Annotated in this window: 20 protein-coding genes; 9 read left to right on the top strand and 11 right to left on the bottom strand. The window is 29.4% G+C overall.

What is annotated here, in order from left to right:
• Positions 1-11: 11 nt before the first annotated feature.
• Complete coding sequence (gene cyaY, locus CF386_RS03560; RefSeq protein WP_089073083.1) at positions 12-302, top strand: iron donor protein CyaY; 291 nt, start codon at positions 12-14, stop codon at positions 300-302.
• Here the strand turns inward: cyaY and CF386_RS03555 are convergent.
• Positions 299-2794 (bottom strand): class I adenylate cyclase, encoded by a 2496-nt coding sequence (locus tag CF386_RS03555; protein WP_089073082.1) that lies wholly within the window; start codon positions 2792-2794, stop codon positions 299-301. The genes cyaY and CF386_RS03555 overlap by 4 nt on opposite strands.
• 150 nt (positions 2795-2944) lie before the next feature.
• Between CF386_RS03555 and hemC the strand changes: the two genes are divergently transcribed.
• The 6 genes from hemC to CF386_RS03525 are packed head-to-tail and all read left to right on the top strand — an operon-like array spanning position 2945 to position 6837.
• Positions 2945-3877 (top strand): hydroxymethylbilane synthase, encoded by a 933-nt coding sequence (hemC, locus tag CF386_RS03550; protein ID WP_089073081.1) that lies wholly within the window; start codon positions 2945-2947, stop codon positions 3875-3877.
• Positions 3874-4629, top strand: coding sequence for a uroporphyrinogen-III synthase (locus tag CF386_RS03545; protein WP_089073080.1), 756 nt, complete (start codon positions 3874-3876; stop codon positions 4627-4629). Before hemC ends, CF386_RS03545 begins: the two co-directional genes overlap by 4 nt.
• A gap of 11 nt (positions 4630-4640) precedes the next feature.
• Positions 4641-4982, top strand: coding sequence for a hypothetical protein (locus CF386_RS03540; protein WP_089073079.1), 342 nt, complete (start codon positions 4641-4643; stop codon positions 4980-4982).
• Between the two features lie 38 nt (positions 4983-5020).
• Positions 5021-5629 carry a uroporphyrinogen-III C-methyltransferase gene (locus tag CF386_RS03535; RefSeq protein WP_264080472.1) on the top strand — a complete coding sequence of 203 codons (609 nt, stop codon included), beginning with the start codon at positions 5021-5023 and terminating at the stop codon, positions 5627-5629.
• 33 nt (positions 5630-5662) lie between these two features.
• Positions 5663-6163 carry a hypothetical protein gene (locus CF386_RS03530; protein ID WP_089073077.1) on the top strand — a complete coding sequence of 167 codons (501 nt, stop codon included), beginning with the start codon at positions 5663-5665 and terminating at the stop codon, positions 6161-6163.
• Between the two features lie 5 nt (positions 6164-6168).
• The gene (locus tag CF386_RS03525; protein WP_089073076.1) at positions 6169-6837 is read left to right on the top strand and encodes a heme biosynthesis protein HemY; all 669 of its coding nucleotides are present in this window, start codon (positions 6169-6171) and stop codon (positions 6835-6837) included.
• Here the strand turns inward: CF386_RS03525 and CF386_RS03520 are convergent.
• Positions 6830-7222 (bottom strand): DUF4174 domain-containing protein, encoded by a 393-nt coding sequence (locus tag CF386_RS03520; protein ID WP_089073075.1) that lies wholly within the window; start codon positions 7220-7222, stop codon positions 6830-6832. The genes CF386_RS03525 and CF386_RS03520 overlap by 8 nt on opposite strands.
• 296 nt (positions 7223-7518) lie before the next feature.
• On the opposite strand from CF386_RS03520, the gene CF386_RS03515 reads away from it, so the two are divergent.
• Positions 7519-9561 (top strand): OPT family oligopeptide transporter, encoded by a 2043-nt coding sequence (locus tag CF386_RS03515; RefSeq protein WP_158522287.1) that lies wholly within the window; start codon positions 7519-7521, stop codon positions 9559-9561.
• Between the two features lie 56 nt (positions 9562-9617).
• On the opposite strand, the gene CF386_RS03510 is transcribed toward CF386_RS03515, so the two are convergent.
• The 9 genes from CF386_RS03510 to ubiE all read right to left on the bottom strand — a co-directional run bounded on the left by CF386_RS03510 (position 9618) and on the right by ubiE (position 17625).
• Complete coding sequence (locus CF386_RS03510; RefSeq protein ID WP_089073073.1) at positions 9618-10355, bottom strand: class I SAM-dependent methyltransferase; 738 nt, start codon at positions 10353-10355, stop codon at positions 9618-9620.
• 106 nt (positions 10356-10461) lie between these two features.
• Positions 10462-11760: an anaerobic sulfatase maturase gene (locus CF386_RS03505; protein ID WP_089073072.1), complete on the bottom strand. Its 1299-nt coding sequence runs from the start codon at positions 11758-11760 to the stop codon at positions 10462-10464.
• Between the two features lie 22 nt (positions 11761-11782).
• Positions 11783-13357: an arylsulfatase gene (locus CF386_RS03500; RefSeq protein ID WP_089073071.1), complete on the bottom strand. Its 1575-nt coding sequence runs from the start codon at positions 13355-13357 to the stop codon at positions 11783-11785.
• A gap of 73 nt (positions 13358-13430) precedes the next feature.
• Positions 13431-14129 carry a twin-arginine translocase subunit TatC gene (gene tatC / locus CF386_RS13605; protein WP_404824955.1) on the bottom strand — a complete coding sequence of 233 codons (699 nt, stop codon included), beginning with the start codon at positions 14127-14129 and terminating at the stop codon, positions 13431-13433.
• A 27-nt stretch (positions 14130-14156) separates the two neighbouring features.
• A complete protein-coding gene (locus CF386_RS03490; protein ID WP_089073069.1) occupies positions 14157-14438 on the bottom strand; it encodes a hypothetical protein in 282 nt (93 codons plus the stop codon).
• Positions 14439-14443: 5 nt separating this feature from the next.
• Positions 14444-14608, bottom strand: a complete 165-nt coding sequence (gene tatA / locus CF386_RS03485; RefSeq protein ID WP_089073068.1) for a twin-arginine translocase TatA/TatE family subunit — start codon at positions 14606-14608, stop codon at positions 14444-14446.
• A gap of 8 nt (positions 14609-14616) precedes the next feature.
• The gene (gene ubiB / locus CF386_RS03480; protein WP_089073067.1) at positions 14617-16245 is read right to left on the bottom strand and encodes a ubiquinone biosynthesis regulatory protein kinase UbiB; all 1629 of its coding nucleotides are present in this window, start codon (positions 16243-16245) and stop codon (positions 14617-14619) included.
• Between the two features lie 2 nt (positions 16246-16247).
• Positions 16248-16856: a ubiquinone biosynthesis accessory factor UbiJ gene (locus CF386_RS03475; protein ID WP_158522286.1), complete on the bottom strand. Its 609-nt coding sequence runs from the start codon at positions 16854-16856 to the stop codon at positions 16248-16250.
• A gap of 13 nt (positions 16857-16869) precedes the next feature.
• A complete protein-coding gene (gene ubiE, locus CF386_RS03470; protein ID WP_089073065.1) occupies positions 16870-17625 on the bottom strand; it encodes a bifunctional demethylmenaquinone methyltransferase/2-methoxy-6-polyprenyl-1,4-benzoquinol methylase UbiE in 756 nt (251 codons plus the stop codon).
• 98 nt (positions 17626-17723) lie between these two features.
• Between ubiE and CF386_RS03465 the strand changes: the two genes are divergently transcribed.
• Positions 17724-18605 carry a DMT family transporter gene (locus CF386_RS03465; RefSeq protein WP_089073064.1) on the top strand — a complete coding sequence of 294 codons (882 nt, stop codon included), beginning with the start codon at positions 17724-17726 and terminating at the stop codon, positions 18603-18605.
• The last annotated feature ends 18 nt before the right edge of the window (positions 18606-18623 follow it).

Below are 18623 nucleotides of genomic sequence, written 5' to 3'. Positions count from 1 at the left end.
TAGAAGGAAATATGGATAATACAACCTATTTAAATCTTGCTGAAAAGGCATTTGAGCAAATAATAGAATTAATTGAATCTATCAATGATGATGTAGAGTATGAAATAAATGGCAATATATTATCATTGGAGTTTGAGAGTGGTTATGAAATTATAATTAATAAACAAGAAGCAATGAAGGAAATTTGGTTAGCATCAACAAAAGGTGGATTCCATTTTGCTTTTACAGATGGACATTGGTACTCGTCAAAAGATTCAATCGACTTACTTACAAAAATAAGAGAGGAGCTCAAAAATAATTAGTTTGAGTTACTACTTTTAAAAGGAACAATATGAAGCTCTCCTTCTGTATTTTGTATAATATTATAAAATTGAGGGAGATTAAAATTAATTGTAGTCTCATAATGAACATTTTTCTCTGAAGCATAAAATTTATTCATTCCATTAATCAATTCATTTTTGTTTCCTGTATTTTGATAATATGCCTCAACTTTGTTATTCTCATCTAAAATATAAATATTAAAACCGATATCACAATCTTCAAAAAAACATTGAACCAGACCTTCACTTGCAAAAGAATGTACAACATTAGGTGCATTTAATTGGTTTATTAGTATATTTTTATGATCAAATTGTTTTTTTAACTTATTGGCTGAAATATCTGCATAAAAATCGATAGGATTTTCTAAAGGTTTAACAGTAACACCTTTAGCCTCAAAAAATAATCCATAAATTTTATGACAAATGGAAAGTGTTTTAAATTGTTTCTTCATAGAACTATATTTGGTACTTAGCCTCATATTAATGCATTCCGAGACTAACTGAAAAACGTAATTTCTTAAATGAGACGTCAAATTTTGACTATAACAATATACATCAATTTGTCTTGGGTGGCTTGCTTCATTGTGCATTTTACCTAATAATGTTTTAAGAGCTAACAAAATAGAATTATATCCTGTAAAATTAAGTGTTCTAATTTCGTTCCATGAATTTTTATAGATTAAATCAATACTTCCAACTAAACTAATTTTGTGCTCACCATAACTCAGGAAATTCTCATTCGTAAAATTAGTATCTATTAGTTTTGTGTCTAATTTAGAGGTGGGGTCTTCCTCAAAATTTATCATTATCATTAACTCTTTGATTTCACATGGACCTCTCAAAGACTCCAAAGAAGTTTTTTCAAAGTCTAGTTCAAATGTATTTTTCAAATCATTTATTGCCTGTAAAAGCTTAATTTGATTCAAGTCATGATAAACATCTCGCAAGAAAATGTTAGTTTCATTTATTAATAAACCATTAAAGTATGACCAAGCTAAAAGTTTGCTTAAATATGAATTTGATTCTAACGATAATTTACCAATCAACTCATTTGGTTTTAGTGAGCTTTTGTATAAATGCCAACCTTTCATATGTGACTTAGATGAGATAAAGAGTAAGTTTTCTTCTGCAAGATCTGAAGTAATCTGAGGGTTTAACAGTGAAACTTTTCCAGGAAGAACTTCAAAACTTGCATAAAGCTTTCGTGATAGCACACTTATGTCTTCTGGACTAATAACGGAATTAATATTATTTTTTCTTGCAAACTTCATCAACTCTCGATAACTCGTCATTAATGACTGTAATAACATATCATGCATTTTTTTTACATTTTCAATCTTCCATGATTTACGCGAATCTAACTCTTGAATTAAATCTGATTTCCAATCCCAGCGATAGGATAGCTTCTTTAAGATAGCTTTTCGCCATGCTACTGACTGAATAGAATTAATCTGTGATAATTTTTCGTGGGTTTTCAGATAAAAACATCTTCTAATCAAATCCAACCTAAATGAATCATTTTTAACTTTGAGATATGTTGTTGCTTTACTTAACATTAGATAATAAGCATCAAATTTATAATCAATATCTTGTTTTGAATGTATCATTTTTTTAAGCTTACTACTTAATAATTCAGTATGTGGGTATTCCCATGAATAAGTCTCTAATAAAATTGCTTTTAATACGGATTTATATGGAGAGTCAATACTCTTATAGAGATGCCATAAATTTGCACCAAAATATTCTGATGGAGAAATTTTATTCAAGGGACCAAAATCAATCCAATCTTTTAAGCTAATAATTTTTTTTTCTTGTAGTTTTTCTATATACTCATCATAACAGCTCTCCATATCTGGAGGTATCACATGCCAAAGTATTTTTTTTCCAGCTAAGCATATTGATGAACGATAAAATTCATCCAACAACAAAAAGTGTTGACTAGAGCCACAATTCTCACCATCCACTGACTCCGAAGATAATTTCCTAAATCTATTCTGTTTAATTATAAAAAAAGTTACCTCGATATTTAGCGCTGATGCCCATTTTGAAATTAAGTTACATTTATCATTAAGTAAATTAATTTCAAGTTCTGTCATTGAATTATCTACACAAACCCAGATATCAAGATCACTAGTTAAGCTTTGCCCCATAGATCCAGTACTACCCATTGAGTAAATTCCAATAATGCTTGGGGTTAGTTCTTTATCATCAGCAGATAAATCTGATTCTATGTCAAACTGAATGAAACGTTCTATATATTTGAGTTGCTCTGCATTAGCTTGAAATTTCCAAACACCTGATGGGACACAGTCTGATACATAGCATGGCATAAAAGAATCATTATAGTGAAGAAATAAAGGAATCAAGTCTAATATTTGTTGTGCACTTTTTGGCATCATTAAACGAGACTTTTCCATACGCTCATTGTTCAATTGAGTTACTTTTTTACTGACTCTTTCAATATAACCTAACAAATTAGCCTCAAATAGAATATTTTATGTAAAATAATAAAAAAACTTCTCAATGATAACATTTTCTAACCAAAAAGTATTCTTGTTTAATTTTAATATATATCATAATGTTATATTATAAGTAACGTTCTGTATAATTATAAAAAATACTATATGCAAAATAAGAAAAAAATTATTATAGCAACTAGAAAGAGTCAACTTGCTATGTGGCAAGCTAGTTATGTAAAGCTTAAAATTGAAAGTCAATCTCCTGACCTAGAGTGTGAACTTCTACCCTTATCGACGAAAGGCGATAAAATTCAAAATACCCCACTCAGTAAAATTGGTGGAAAGGGGCTTTTTGTTAAAGAAATACAAAATGCTTTATTAGAAGGAAAAGCTGATATCGCAGTGCACTCCATGAAAGACTTACCCAAAGAAAATCCTCATGAACTTACAATTACCGCCGTTCTTGAAAGGGCATCTCCTTATGATGCTATGGTTTCTAACAAATATGAATCTTTTGATTCTCTTCCTATTAATGCTATTGTTGGCACATCTAGTGCGAGAAGGTCAGCCCAAATACTTTTGAATAGGCCTGATATACAAATTAAGCAGTTACGAGGTAATGTCAACACCAGATTATCAAAATTAGATAATAATCATTATGATGCTATAATCTTAGCCTCTGCCGGTCTTGAACGCATAGGTTTGAAAAAAAGAATTACACAAATTCTATACCCCCCATTAATGATCCCAGCAGCAGCACAAGGCGTTATTGGAATAGAGACTTGTAAAGACAATACAAAGCTAAATCAGTTAATCCGTTCTATAAATAATCCTAATACAGAAATAACTACTGATGCAGAAAAAACATTCTACAATACCTTGGAAGGAAGTTGTCAAACAGCCATTGCTGCATTTGCAACCATTGACAAAGAAAAGCTATTTCTAAAGGGCTTCATTTCAACGGCCAATGGAGATCAGGTTTTAATGAGTTATGATGTTGGTTCAATTAAACACCCTAAAACCTTAGGTACATCTTTGGCTAAAAAAATGTTAAGTAGTAACTCAACAATAATTATGAGTCAATCAACAATAAAATGAACTTCTTAATTTTTCGAGAACTTAATGATTTTTTAGAAATAAAAAAAGGACTTAAAAATTTTAACATATTGCTAAACCATTCAAATATTTTTAATATATTGCCCGGACCGGATTTAAAATTTATTCGAAATAAATTTCTCTCTCTAAATACTCGAGATATCATAATACTTACAAGTAAAAACTCTGTTATAAGCACATCAAATTACTTAAAAGAAAATAATTTCTTTTGGCCTCAAAATATCAACTACATAGCTGTTGGTAAACGAACTGCAGAAACATTTCAAGAGTTAACAACTTTTGAAGCAACCTACCCTTCATCGTACTCTAGCGAAAACCTTCTCGAATTAAACATTTTTAAACATTTAGCCAATAGAACTCAAAATGTTTTAATTTTAGCTGGTAACAATGGAAGAAAGTTAATTTATAAAACATTAAAAGAAAGATTTATGAGTGTATCACAATTAGAAGTTTATAATATTAAATGGAATGAGAATGCGATTGATTTTAATCAATGGAAAATACATAATTATACTCATTTAGTTGTTACCAGTTTAAACCAATTGAAGTTTCTCGAAACACACTGTAGTGCCTCTAATAAATTATGGTTCAACAATTGCACTATACTTCTACCAAGCATGAGAATAAAAATAGAAGCGATGAAAATGGGGTTTAAGGACTGTATAATTGTAAAAAATGTATCAAACAAAGCTATAATCAATAAAATTATCGACATTTATAATTTATCTAAGTAGGATTAAATTCAATGGAACCAAAAAATAATAAAACTAAATTACTTCCTTCTAAAGTAAAAAAAATTGATAAAAAGTTTATTTTTTTTACAACACTTATTATTATGTCTTTATTTTTTTCGTTTATTAGTTTGGGATTTTTATACAAATTCCATCAAAACTTTGTAGCTAACGATAATCAACTGAATGAACTAAAATTAAATGTTAAAAATTTAACATCCTCTAACACCAATAATTTAAAAAAAATCCAACTCAATATTGATTCAATTCAAAAACAATCAAAGGAAAACAAAAAAAATATTCAATTTTTTACGATACTCAATCAGAATCCCATAATAAAAACATTTGGACTTTAGCTGAACTTACATATTATATCAATATTGCTCAAACAGAATTGTCAATAAAGCACAATATCAAAAATGCTATTCTAGCCCTGAAACTTGCACAAAATACAATAAATTCGGCAAACACCATCGACTCATACGGCTTCAAAAACACTATTAGCACAGATATCAATAAGTTAGAAAAAACACAAACATCTAATAAAACTTCTGCTCAGCAAACTATCCAAGTTTTACAAAATGAAATTAATAATCTTGATTTCAACAACTTAAAAGAAACTGTTGAAGAAAGAAGTGCTAACGTCCAATCTTCATCTTTGGAAGTATTTTTTAATAATCTAAAGGCTATGATAGAAAAAATGTTTGTTGTTAAGACTCTTCAACCTGATCAAATGTGGTTTGAAAATATAAAGCTAACCAAAAATATAATATATTTAAAATTAGAAAGTTGTATTAGTGCTTTAGACCAGAATAACCCTAGGGAGTTTTCAGTAAGATTAAAAAATACTTTGAATTTTATTACTAAAAATTTAAACCAAAATATTGATAATAATAAAGCCTTTATAAGTAAATTGAAAAATATCCACTCCCAAAATGAACAAAATGAATATGAACTAGCTTCATACAAGTTAATACAACAAGTTAACAAAAAGAAGAAATGAAAGATATTGATTCCCCAACTAAGGAGAAGAGTTATGATTAAGTTATTATTAGTTGCTCTTTTCCTTATTTTTGTATTCATATTTAGTGGCAATATTGTTTCAAATAATTCAGAAATATATATTAAGCTTTATAATTATAGTATTCAGATGAACTTAATTTCTTTTGTTATTTGTATTCTTTTGGCCTTATTCTTAGGTAAAGTTTTATTTTATATCTTGAATATGAACAATATTTTCAAAAAAATATTCTATAGTAAATACCAAAGACGTAACCTAGAACTATTTATATCTGCAAACAAAAACTTAGTTATGAAAAGTGGAGATCAAGCTTTAAAAGAATTAAATAATATTATTAGCAAAAAAAACAAGAATTCATTAACTGAAGCTGCAATTTTAAATGCTTTGTTTATTTCGTGTCAAAATGATAGCTTATCTGAAATAAAAAAGTATGAAAAGTTGATCACAGATAAAGCGCAGAGCTTCGATTCTTTTTCTATAATAGCTGACTATTATTATAAAAAAACAACTTCTTAGAGAGCTTGGACTATCTAAATAAAATTAAAAGATCTCTCTCTAATCATGAAAAATCAATTCAAATATGTAACTTAAAAGCACTAGGTAAATGGGATGAACTAACAAAAATAAGTCCTAAATTAATTAAAGATAAGCTCATTACTAGGGAAGAAAGTCAATTATTTGAAATCAATAAATTTAAAGTGGAAATATTAGATCTCATTAAACAACACGATCTTACTAAAATTAAAAAATTCAGAAACTCTTTACCTAAAAACATAAAAAATAATCCGTCAATCACCAATCTATACATCGATGGTTTAATTGAAAATCATCAAAATGAGGAAGCATATAATTTTATATATAATTTGCAAAAAAAGACAAATTCATTACAGTATGTACATCATGTTGCTAATATTAAACTAATGGATTACAGTTCTATTTTAATACAAATTGAACGATTATTAGAAAAAGATGAAAACTTACCTTTTAAATACGAAGCATACAAGACTCTTTATCAATTAAATTTCAAAAACAAAAATATTAACACGGCAATCAAATATTTAAAGTTAGTAATTTCTGAAAAAAAACAAAAAGATGATATATATAAATTAATTAATTACTATATTGATAATAATGAAAAAGACCTGGCATTTAAAGAATTAAAAAATCTATTTGAAAACACTATTAATTAGACTTATACATCGGCATAGTACGGATTAAGCTATAAACTGAATTCAACTCATTTTGTGAGATATTTTTTGCTTGATATTTAATTTTTCCATCTAAACCTATGAGAATAAGGTTATTATATTTAAACATATTATTTACATTTGAAATATTTAATTTATGAATAAAATTATTTTCAGAACTCAACTGGAATTTATTTAAATTTAATATTAAGTTTAAATTGTAATGGTTGAATTCCAATTTATTTTTTAAAAATAGTTTTTTTGTTAAATTGGGGTCACCATTAACAAGTAAAACTCTTTTCTTCCACTTCCAGTTATCCAAACTCAAGTTTGACTGCCCTAATGCGCAAAAAGAAATAAAAGATAAAATCATAATTATTTTAGTCATAATAAGATTACTCGCAAAAAAATGTTCAAAAAATAACCTGCCAATAGATAAAAATTATCAACTCAATCATTAGTTGATCGTAGATAATAAGACCAAATAAACAAAATAAACAGATAATTAAATTGCAAATTAGAATTTAGCAGTTAAATAAACTGCAAACTACGTTTTAAAAGTTAAATAATCTACCTTAATCAAATATTTTTAACTTGTAAACTCAAAAAAAATGATTATCTTATATACAGTTTAAACCATATTTAAACTTTTTTTTTACAAACACGATAATCTTGGAGAACAAATTGAAAAGCTTTATACCAGCGTCACAAAAACTACCAGAGCTCACTATAAGAGCTTGTCTTTTGGCGGCGTTTATCACATTAATATTAATGGCAGCAAATATGTACCTTGCACTGAAAGTTGGTTTAACTTTTTCCACCACATTACCTGCTGCAGTAATATCAATGGCCGTATTAAGTCGATTTAAGAACTCAAATATTCTTGAAAATACTGCTGTACAAACTTTTGCTTCGACTGGAGGCACTTCATCAGCAATTGTTTTTGCTTTACCAGCTCTAATAATTGTTGGCACATGGGCTAATTTCCCATATTGGCAAACGACTTTAATTTCACTTCTTGGTGGATTGTTAGGTGTATTTTTCACCATACCTCTTAGACGTGCTCTTGTTGTTGAAAGTGAAAAGGACTTACCTTTTCCTGAGGGAACAGCAGCAGCAGAAGTTTTAAAGGTCGGCGAAACAATAATCCAATCTAAAAAACAAAATGAAAAAAAAGAATCTGGTATTGGTTTTCTTGTAAGTGGTGGCTTAATTTCTGCAGCCGCAAGTTTACTAATAAATGGCTTTAAACTTGCAAGTGGTGGCATTTCACATCTTTCAAAAATTGGTGGTAGTGTTGCATCTACTAGCTGTGGATTTGGTTTTGCTTTAGTCGGTGCTGGTTACCTAATTGGAGCTAGATTATGTTTGTATATGTTAGCCGGAACAATTTTTGCAAACTGGGTACTCATTCCTTATTTTTCAGCTAGCCCAGAATATGCTTCCATGTCACTTTCAGATATAAGTGATAGCGTATACACAACTAACATACGATATATTGGTGTGGGCTGTATTGCAGTTGCCGCTCTTTGGTCAATTATAACTCTAATTAAGCCACTTTACGAAGGAATTATGGCTTCTATCAGAGATCACAAAGCAAATAAGCTATCTGATGAAGACTTGATGTTAAGAACCGAAAAAGATATACCTGTTAAATACCTTTCTACTGCTATTTTATTTATTGCTATTCCATTAATTGCTTTAATCGCTTATTTTATCGGTACTCAGCCAATACAATTAACTGGCGGAAAATTATTTGCTCTCGTACTTTTTTGTGTTTTTTTAGCTATCTTAATCGGATTTATTATAGCTGCCATAGCTGGTTATATGGCCGGTTTGATTGGTTCATCTAATAGTCCAATTTCAGGATTAATTTATTTAACAGCAATAATAATTGCTCTCGTTCTTAGCTTATATGGCTCGGCATACTTTGAAATTTCAAATGAAAGCCAAGAGCTCGTCAATAAATCAATAGTAGGTATTGTGCTATTTATAGCCTCTTTAGTACTAGCAATGGCGGCTTGTGCTAACGATAACTTACAAGATTTAAAGACTGGACAAATTGTAGGAGCTACGCCCTGGAAACAACAAACGGCTCTTTTGATGGGTGTTGCTGTAGCTGCTTTAATAGTTTCACCTGTATTTAATATGTTATATAATGCTTATGGTCTTCAAGGAGCTCCTCTACCTCATCCAAACATGGATTTATCAAATGCATTAAATTCTCCACAGTCAAATATTGCTGCTGCCTTAACAAAAGGAATAGTCACACATACTCTTAACTGGAATATGTTACTATTAGGTGGTGCTATTGGTGTAATTTTAATAGCATTAGACTATGTTTTTAAAGCCTTAAAGTGGCCTAGGATTAGCTTGTTCTCTTTTAGTATAGCTATTTATCTTCCTATGGACATGATTTTACCAATAGTTATAGGTGGTATAATTGCATATTTCATCCATAAGAAATTAAAAGCTAGATCTAACAGTGAAGAAGACTTTGAAAATCAAAAAACACCCGGAGTATTGGTTGCATCAGGCTTAATTGTTGGTGAAGCACTTATGAGCATTTTTATAGCTGGTGGAATTGGCGCTACCGGTAACCAAAACTTTATCTCACTAGTGAGTAGCTCATATGGGGATTTAGCAAACTATGTGGGTCTTATCATATTTATTATTGGATTGCTAATATCTATGAAATATATGTTAAAAAGATTTAAATTGAATTAATCATAAAATGCTAGATACCAAAAAAGCTTCAATATTGAAGCTTTTTTTACTATGAATCAAATATATACATCATATCTTGTATTTTTACTTAAATATTCAAAATCTGGTTTTAACGAATTTAAAAAAGGTGCCCCTTTGGGTCTTTTTACAACAACTCTCTTTTTTGCTAAAGACTTAGCTTTCTCCAACAAAAAATCAGAATCTTTGTCGTCCCCAACTATTTTATGAAACATGGCCATTTCTTTTTTAACACTAGCTGATTTATTTCTTTTTGGATACATTGGATCTAAATAAACAACATCAAACATATCTAAATGTCCAATATTGTCCAGAATAGTTCCTTTTTCTAGAGTCAAACTATTTTCTTTATTAGTATAGTTTTCTGAGTTCTTAAGTTTATTTAATCCATTTTCAAGCAAGGCACAAACTATCTCATTCCTTTCCAACATATGAACATTGCAGCCATGAGAGAAAAACACAAATGAATCTTTTCCTAGTCCTGGCGTAGCATCCAAAATATTTAGTGGGGTGCGGGATTTTGTTACTCCAATTGCTTTTAAAATTGTTTGTTTTTTTCCTCCACCAAAGCTTTGGCGATAAACTGATTGCTTTGATAAGAAATCCACATATACACCGGAGTGATACTCCTTTAAATCAATTATCTTCAAATAATCATTTTCTATAATAAACTCAAAGTCTGAAGTTGAGTCAATACGAATATCCCAAATCTTACATATTTCATTAATGCATGAAGAATAATTTTTTGATTGATCTATTTTGATACTTATAGTCATTAAGTGTTCTTGTAACTTTTAATAAGTTTAAATAAGGTCTTGGATATTTGAATTATATTAAAACATTATTTCAAAAGTCAATTTGCAATTATATTTGGTAATGGGACTAACTTTTATGAGTTTGTAATATGTGCGCTAATCCCTTTAATATTGGAGTAGAGTATTCAAAAAAATCCCTAAATCCACTACATAAATAATTTAAGCCTAACTCTCCATCAGGAGTCCTAATAATTCTATTTTTTGGACACTCGCCCCAACATAATTTGAGGTGCGGACATTTTCTGCAAAAAACTGGAAGAGATTCTCTCTTAGACATACCAAAAGCTTCTTGACGAACAGATAAAGCCATATCAGCTAATTTATGTGACTTTATGTTCCCAAGTTTATATTCATCATAAACAAAATGATCGCATGAATATAAGTCTCCATTATGTTCTATAGCCAAGGCCTTACCACAAAACTCTGACATAACACAGATTTGTGATGGTTTTCCCATAATTTGAGCCAATGCTGACTCAAATAAGTTTACCAATACAGTTCCCAAATCATTATTTATCCATTCAGTAAAAATTGTTTTTAAAAAAAAACCCCAATCATCTGGATTCACTGACCAATTAGTGACAATTGACATTGGATGACCTGGTAATGATTCATCACTCCCTATTTTTGGAACATTAGGATCTGATGAAAATTGTGGTGCTTCTTCTTTAAACTGCTTTGGCTCAACACATGGAGTAAATTGAATATATGTAATACCTAAATCATTTACCAAAAACCTGTAAATATCCAATGGATATTTCACATTAAAATTATTAACTGTAACTAATGCATTAAATTTAATGTTAAATTTGTTGAGCTTTGATATTGCTTGCATTACTTTTTTAAATGTAGGCTTGCCACTTTTACTAATTCTGTAGTAATCATGTATTTTTTCAGGTCCATCAATAGATAATCCGACTAAAAAATTATTTTCAGATAAAAATTTACACCATTCATCATTTATTAAAACTCCATTTGTTTGGAGATCATTGTATATGTTTTTTCCAGTGGGTTTATGTTTTTCCTGAAAAAATATTATTTTTCTAAAATAATCTATTCCCAACAGTGTCGGCTCTCCGCCTTGCCAAGAAAAAACGATATTTTGATTATCCTGACTGTTAATATAATCTACTATATACTTTTCTAATAGGTCATAATCCATTTTGGGTTGTTTGGGTTGGTGAAGTAACTTTTCTTTATGAAGATAAAAGCAATACTTACAATCTATATTACACTTAGCACCTCCTGGTTTTGCCATCACATGAAATCTTCTTTTATATTTTGGCTTAACGGAGTTATCTTTTTGAGCTGTTTTTAAGGGAATATTTGGCAGTAAAACTGTATCTTTTGTTAATCCTTTAACCATAAATTTATCTCTTTTATATTATTTATTGCTGTGTTTTAGTCTTAGCCTCTTCAATAATTTCAGTCATATCAAAAGTGCTTCCTCCTTGCGTTGGTGGGTACTTTATCAAGGTATCTACATGTTGTTTAACTATTTCACTCACAGGCGCTAATAACCAAGACATTTTCTGTATTAAATGACCATTTGAATCAATTGAGTCATAGCTTTCAAAAGGATCTGCCCTTAAGTTATAAATTTTAGGTTTAGATAGTCTTAGCAAATTATCATAATAATTTTCTGCAATAGCAAAATGAAATTTCCATGGTCCAACACGAACAGCAGAAAGTTGATCTTCAAAATAATACAAAATGGATTTTCTTTCAGATGTATCCGTTAATCCTTTCCAGTAATCCAAATTGTTAATACCATCAATATATTGGTTTTTATCTTCAATAACCTTTTGTTTAATATCACTAATGCCTGCTGCAGTAGTAAGGGTTACAAAAACATCTTGATGACCTTGAATCCCATTCAAGACTTTTCCTTCAGGAATTACTTTGGGCCATCTAACTAAAAAAGGTACTCTAACTCCACCTTCATAAGTTGTCATTTTTTCGCCTCTAAAAGGCGTAGTACCTCCATGCGGCCAAGATGAGTGTTCTGGCCCATTATCAGTAGTATAAATAACTATAGTATTTTCTTCGAGTTCTCTTTTTTTAAGCTCATCTAATAAAAAACCAATATCGTTATCATGTTGAATCATGCCACTTCCATGAAAATCATATTCACTAGTATATTTTTCGGCTTTATAACGCCACTTTTGATCTAATCGGGTATATAAATGCATTCTGCTAGTATTAATCCAAACGAAAAATGGTTTATTACCTTTAATAGATTTATCAATAAAATTTAGCGCAAGTGGTAACATTTCCTTTCTATCAAAATTTTTCATTCTTTCTTTACCTAAAGGACCTGTGTCCTTGCACTCTTGTTTTCCAATGACTCCAAATCTAGGATCTACTTTATTGTTGTATTCTGTAGTTGCAAAACAATGAAGAACTCCTCTTGTTCCAAATTTATTTTTATAAGCCTCCTCTGAACCAGCATATTCAATTGCGAAATTTTGATAATCTCTTTGTTCATGTTCTTCTTGAGTATTCAAATGATATAAATTACCAAAAAATTCATCAAACCCGTGCACCGTTGGAAGAGCAAAGTTATGATCTCCTAAGTGATTCTTCCCAAACTGGCCAGTAGCATAACCAATTTTTTTTAATTCTTCTGCCAATGATGGAGACTCTTTTTTTAATCCTAAAGAACCACCAGGCATTGCAACAGTAGTCATACCTGATCTAATTGGATATTGGCCTGTAATGAAAGCTGCTCTTCCTGCGGTTGAACTTGGCTGAGCATAATGGTCTGTAAAAATTATTCCTTCTTTCGCAATTCGATCAATATTGGGGGTTCTATAACCCATTGTGCCCATGCCGTACGCACTTACATTTTGCCAACCAATATCATCACCAAATATTACAACAATATTTGGTGATTTTTGTTGTGCATTTATACTAAATGAGAACAATGATGACAAGGCAATATACAAAGGTTTGAACTTCATCACATTAACCTAAATAATTAGCTATTATTTCAAATTAGTTTATCTTTATATATTTACAACTAACAAAAAGTATCTAATTGATCTCACCCACATTTTTTTTGAGCTTAAAAATGATTAATGACAATAAAAGTCCTAGCTCATACAAAAGATACAAAGGCAATCCAATTAAAATTTGAGTAAGTACGTCTGGAGGAGTAAGCAACATAGCTATTATAAAACAGGCCACAAAAACATATGAACGAAACTTTTTAAAATGAATTAGGATAGATTGATTAAACCACGCTAGTAACATCATAATTACTGGTACTTGAAAACATAAAGACAAACATAAGCTTAATGAATAAATAAAAGAAAAATATCTTTCTACATCTGTGTTAATATTAATTATGTCCGGTGAGATATATCCTATAAAATAAATTATTTGGGGCATTACGATTAAAAATGAAAATAAAAATCCCCCATAAAATAAAACCACAATGAAAGTAAATATTAAGCAGAAAAATATTTTTTCATTTTTGTATAAAGCTGGGGAGATAAAAACCCAAATTTGGAATAAAATTATCGGTAATGTTAATAAAAAGGAAACACAAAATGCTACTTTTAAAGGTATTAATAAAGGTGAAGTCACTCCTATCGCAATTAAAGGTGATCCGTTGGATTTAATATCATTTAAAGGAATTGAGACTATTTCAAAAATTTCTTTTGAAAAAAAAACACAGATTAACGAAGTAAATAAAAAGAAGATAAATGCTTTTATAATTCCATAACGCATTTGTTCCAAATAAGACATAAAAAATCCTTATTTATATGGTCTCTGTACACTTTTAGTTCGTTCTTCAAAAATTTTTTTAATTTCTTTTAACTCTTTGCCTACCTCAGTGTTTTCATCAAGAGAGTCGAGCTTCATAACTTTTTCCTGAATTTCGTTTAATAAGCTTTCGTTTGTTGCTACTCTGAAATATTTAATTGCTTTATTCAATTGTCTTTTAACTAATACAAATATAAAAAACGTTTTCTCAAAGCCTAAGAATATGAATAACACAACACACAATAGAAGCTCATTGAAACCAATTTCAAACATAAAAATTACTCATCTATTTTATTGTTTTCCTTTTCATCTTTTGTCTCTTTTTTGTAGTTTTTTAAAGCTGCACCCAAATCAGAACCCAAACACCTTAATTTTTTTGAACCAAAGATTAAAACAACTAAAAGAATAACTAATATTAGTTGCCAGATTCCTATATTTCCCATAAATATCCTTATTTAGAATTTAAAAAACTTAGTGCAAAAAAAATCACTCCTACTATTAAAGATGAGATTGACAATTCTTCTGAAGTTGACACCAAAATAAAAGAACCTAAAGTAAATGTAGCACCTATACCTAATAAAGTTTGCGTGAAGGTTCTCCTTTTTGCACTCTCTAGCTGAATTTTTTGATTATATTGAAGTTGTTCTTTTAAATCATTTTTGATATTTAAGTTTTGGTAAATTAAATCGGGAAGATCTGGGAATTTTTCACTCCAATAAGGTAACTGTTCTTTTATAGTATTAAATAATGCCTTAGGACCAAGTTGCTCTGATATCCATTTTTCTAAAAAGGGTTTGGCCGTCGCCCATAAATCCAAATCTGGATATAATTGCCGCCCTAAACCTTCAATATATAATAAAGTTTTCTGCAACAAAACTAATTGAGGCTGAACTTCCATCTGATATTTTCTGGCTGTGTTTAACAGATTTAAGAAAACATAACCAAAAGAAATATCTGATAATTTCTTTTGAAATATAGGTTCGCATACCGTTCTAATAGAGGATTCAAATTGTACAATGTCGGTATCATATGGCACCCAACCAGAGTCAACATGTAGTTCAGCAACTTTTCTGTAATCACGATTAAAAAAGGCTAATAAATTTTCTGCAAGGTATCTTTTATCTTCTTTATTTAATGTACCTACAATACCAAAGTCGAGTGCAATCCAAACTGGCTTTTGGGGTGTTTCACGTGAAACAAATATATTTCCGGGATGCATGTCAGCATGAAAAAAACTATCTCTGAAAACTTGAGTAAAAAAAACTGTCACAGCATTTTCTGCAAGAACTTTTAAATCAATTTTGTTTTTTATTAATGTTTCACGATCGGATACTTGAATACCATAAATTCTTTCCATAACCAAAATATTTTTTGTACTTAATTCTGGGTATATTTTTGGAATATATAACATATTATTGTCTTCAAAGTTTCTTCGAAGTTGTAGACCATTTGCGGCTTCTTGTTGTAAATCAAGCTCACTTAAAAGCTGTTTTTCATATTCGATGACTAAGTCTTTGGGCTTTAATCTTTTACTGTCATAATAATATCTATCAATAAATTTAGCTATTCGATGCATAAGTTTAAGGTCTGATTTTATAATATCCTCAATATCCGGTCTTATTACCTTAATGACAATATCTTTATTATTTTCAATAAGAGTTGCTGTATGGACTTGTGCAATAGAAGCAGATGCAAGCGGCTTTTTATGAAACTCAAAAAAGAATTCACAAATTTTACCCCCTAAAGATTCTTCTATAATTTTAATGGCAGTATTTCCGTCAAAGGGGCTTACATTATCTTGAAGAAGTGAAAGTTGCTCAATTATTTTTAAAGGTAAAAGATCTCTTCGCGTAGATAACATTTGACCTAGCTTTATCCATACCGGCCCCAATGTTTCAAGGGCTTCCCTTAGCCGAACTTCCTTTGGTAAATCCTTTTTCGTATTTCGAATCCAAAAAAGTACTCTTCTAAATTTTTTAATCTTTTTTGTACTCTTATTATTTGGTATAAACTCATCTAATCCATTGGATAAAATTATTTTTATAATTTTATAAAGTCTGCTGAAATCACTGAAAATCATTATTATCTCTTATTTAATTTTGATTTGATTTGATTGAACTTAAATTCTAAATTTGCAAGGTCCATTTTTAAAACATCCACTTCTGAACAAAAATATGCTACTTCATTAGGGTGTGGTGTGATTTTAATTTCATTCAACATTAAATCTGACATTACTAATTTATTATCAGAATGAACTTCATTCACTTTATTCTTCAATAAAACTAAAGCATGGTGCACATTGAACCCTAAAATGTCCCCTAAATATGTGGATAAAATTTCTTCTAAATCTGGTGATAATTTTTGTAATAAATTAGAAAAATTTTGGGCTACATTCATATCCCCTTCAATATCTAATTTACCAGATTTTATCAATTGCGTTATATTGTCAGAATTTTTGATAATTAAAATATCTTTTAAATTAAATTTCATCTTCAAGTCGGGGGTATATTCGGTATTAATAATATTTTCCAAATTATCTCCGATTTGGATAAAAAAAGTTTTTTCGATATCCTTCAATTCAATCATTATCCTTTTGCCTTTAAGGCGTTCGAATCTTTCTTGAGATTTTGAATCAAATTTTAATATGAACTTAATAATGTTCGAAATTTTATCTAAAATAGTAGTGTTCAATTGTTTCATTCCTTTAAAACTTAAAACCTTTATGCAAAGCAACAATACCGTCAGTATAATTATAGTATTTTACTTCATCAAAACCTGCTTGAAGCATCATTTGCTTCAGTTCATCTTGACTAGGGTGCATCCGAATAGATTCAGCTAGGTACTTATAGCTTTCTGAATCTCCAGCAATAATTTTACCCAATATAGGTAAAACATTAAAAGAATAAGTATCATATAATTTAGAAATTAATTGGCTATTAGGTTTAGAGAATTCTAAAATTAAGATTCTCCCTCCAGGTTTTAAAACTCTATATATTGAGCGCAATGCAGCTTCTTTATTCGTTACATTCCTCAAACAGAAGCTAATTGAAACACAATCAAAGTAATTATCAGGAAAAGGTAAATGCTCTGCATCAGCCTGAACATAACTTATATTATTTATAAACCCCAAGTTTCTCAGTTTTTTTCTACCTTCTTTAAGCATAGATTGGTTAATATCTGACAAAATAACTTTACCTTCAACGCCTACAATTTTAGAAAATTTTTGAGATAAATCTCCAGTACCTCCTCCAACATCAAGAACTTTTTGACCTTTTCTTACACCACTATTTGCAATAGTATTCGCCTTCCATACTCTATGTATACCGAGAGACATTAAATCATTCATAAGGTCATATTTTGTAGCTACAGAGTCAAAGACATCTGCGACCAACTCTCTTTTATGGCTTTTATTTACTGTTTTATAACCAAAGTGAGTTTGTTCGTCGTTTTTATGTTGCATTGAATATTTTCTCCGTAATTCATTTAAATTATTAGTATTATAAACCGATTGTCCATATAATATTTTTTTAAGTATATCATTATCGTAATAGGGGTCATATGATTAGAATTGAAAAAGCAACCTACTTAGCATTAATTACTGTTTTTTTTTGGTCAACTATCGCTGTGGTATCAAAACAAGGAACAAGTAAACTAAATGTTGATCAATTTCTTTTATATTCAACCATTATTTCTACAATAATATTTTATGTATATTTAATCAAAATAAAAAAAATTTTCTTTTTAATAGATACATTTAAATCTGCTCCTTTGTTTTTTATAATTTATGGATTAATGAACCCTTTCTTAACCTTAGGTCTTCTATTAACAGGTTATCAGCATTTACCCGCAACTGTTGGTATGAGTATTAATTTTACTTGGCCAATAACATTTATGTTAATTTCTTGGTTAATATTAAAAGAAAAACTCACAAAAAAAGACTTTTTTTACTGTATTTTAGGATATATTGGTGTATTAATTATAATTTTAGGTAACTCTCTCACATCGCATAAAGCAATGTCTTTATTCGGTATATTAATAATGTTTTTATTCACAATTTGTTGGAGCTTATATTGGATATTAAGTAAAAAAAACAAACATGACTCATTAATTAGTCTGACTATTGGCTTCACAATATCTATTCCTTTTTTAATTATATATACATATCTAAATGGACATCTTAATGTTAATATCTCTAATAGTAATTGGGTTTATATTATTTTGTTTGCTTGTTTTGAAATGGGCTTTTCATACATCCTTTGGCAAAAAGCAATAGACACAAGCTCAAAACCATCTAGTTTAGGGATGCTTATTTTTTTGTCACCACCTTTATCTATAATTTGGATATACTTTTTTTTAGGTGAGCCCATAACACCGTGGCTTATTTTAGGACTTTTCACCATCATAGCCTCACTATATTTCAAAAACAAAAAAGCTAATTAATTAGAATTTTAAAACTTG

It is taken from the genome of Paraphotobacterium marinum (assembly GCF_002216855.1).
Taxonomy (GTDB): Bacteria; Pseudomonadota; Gammaproteobacteria; order Enterobacterales; family Vibrionaceae; genus Paraphotobacterium; species Paraphotobacterium marinum.
This window is presented reverse-complemented; position numbering and strand designations above follow the sequence as displayed.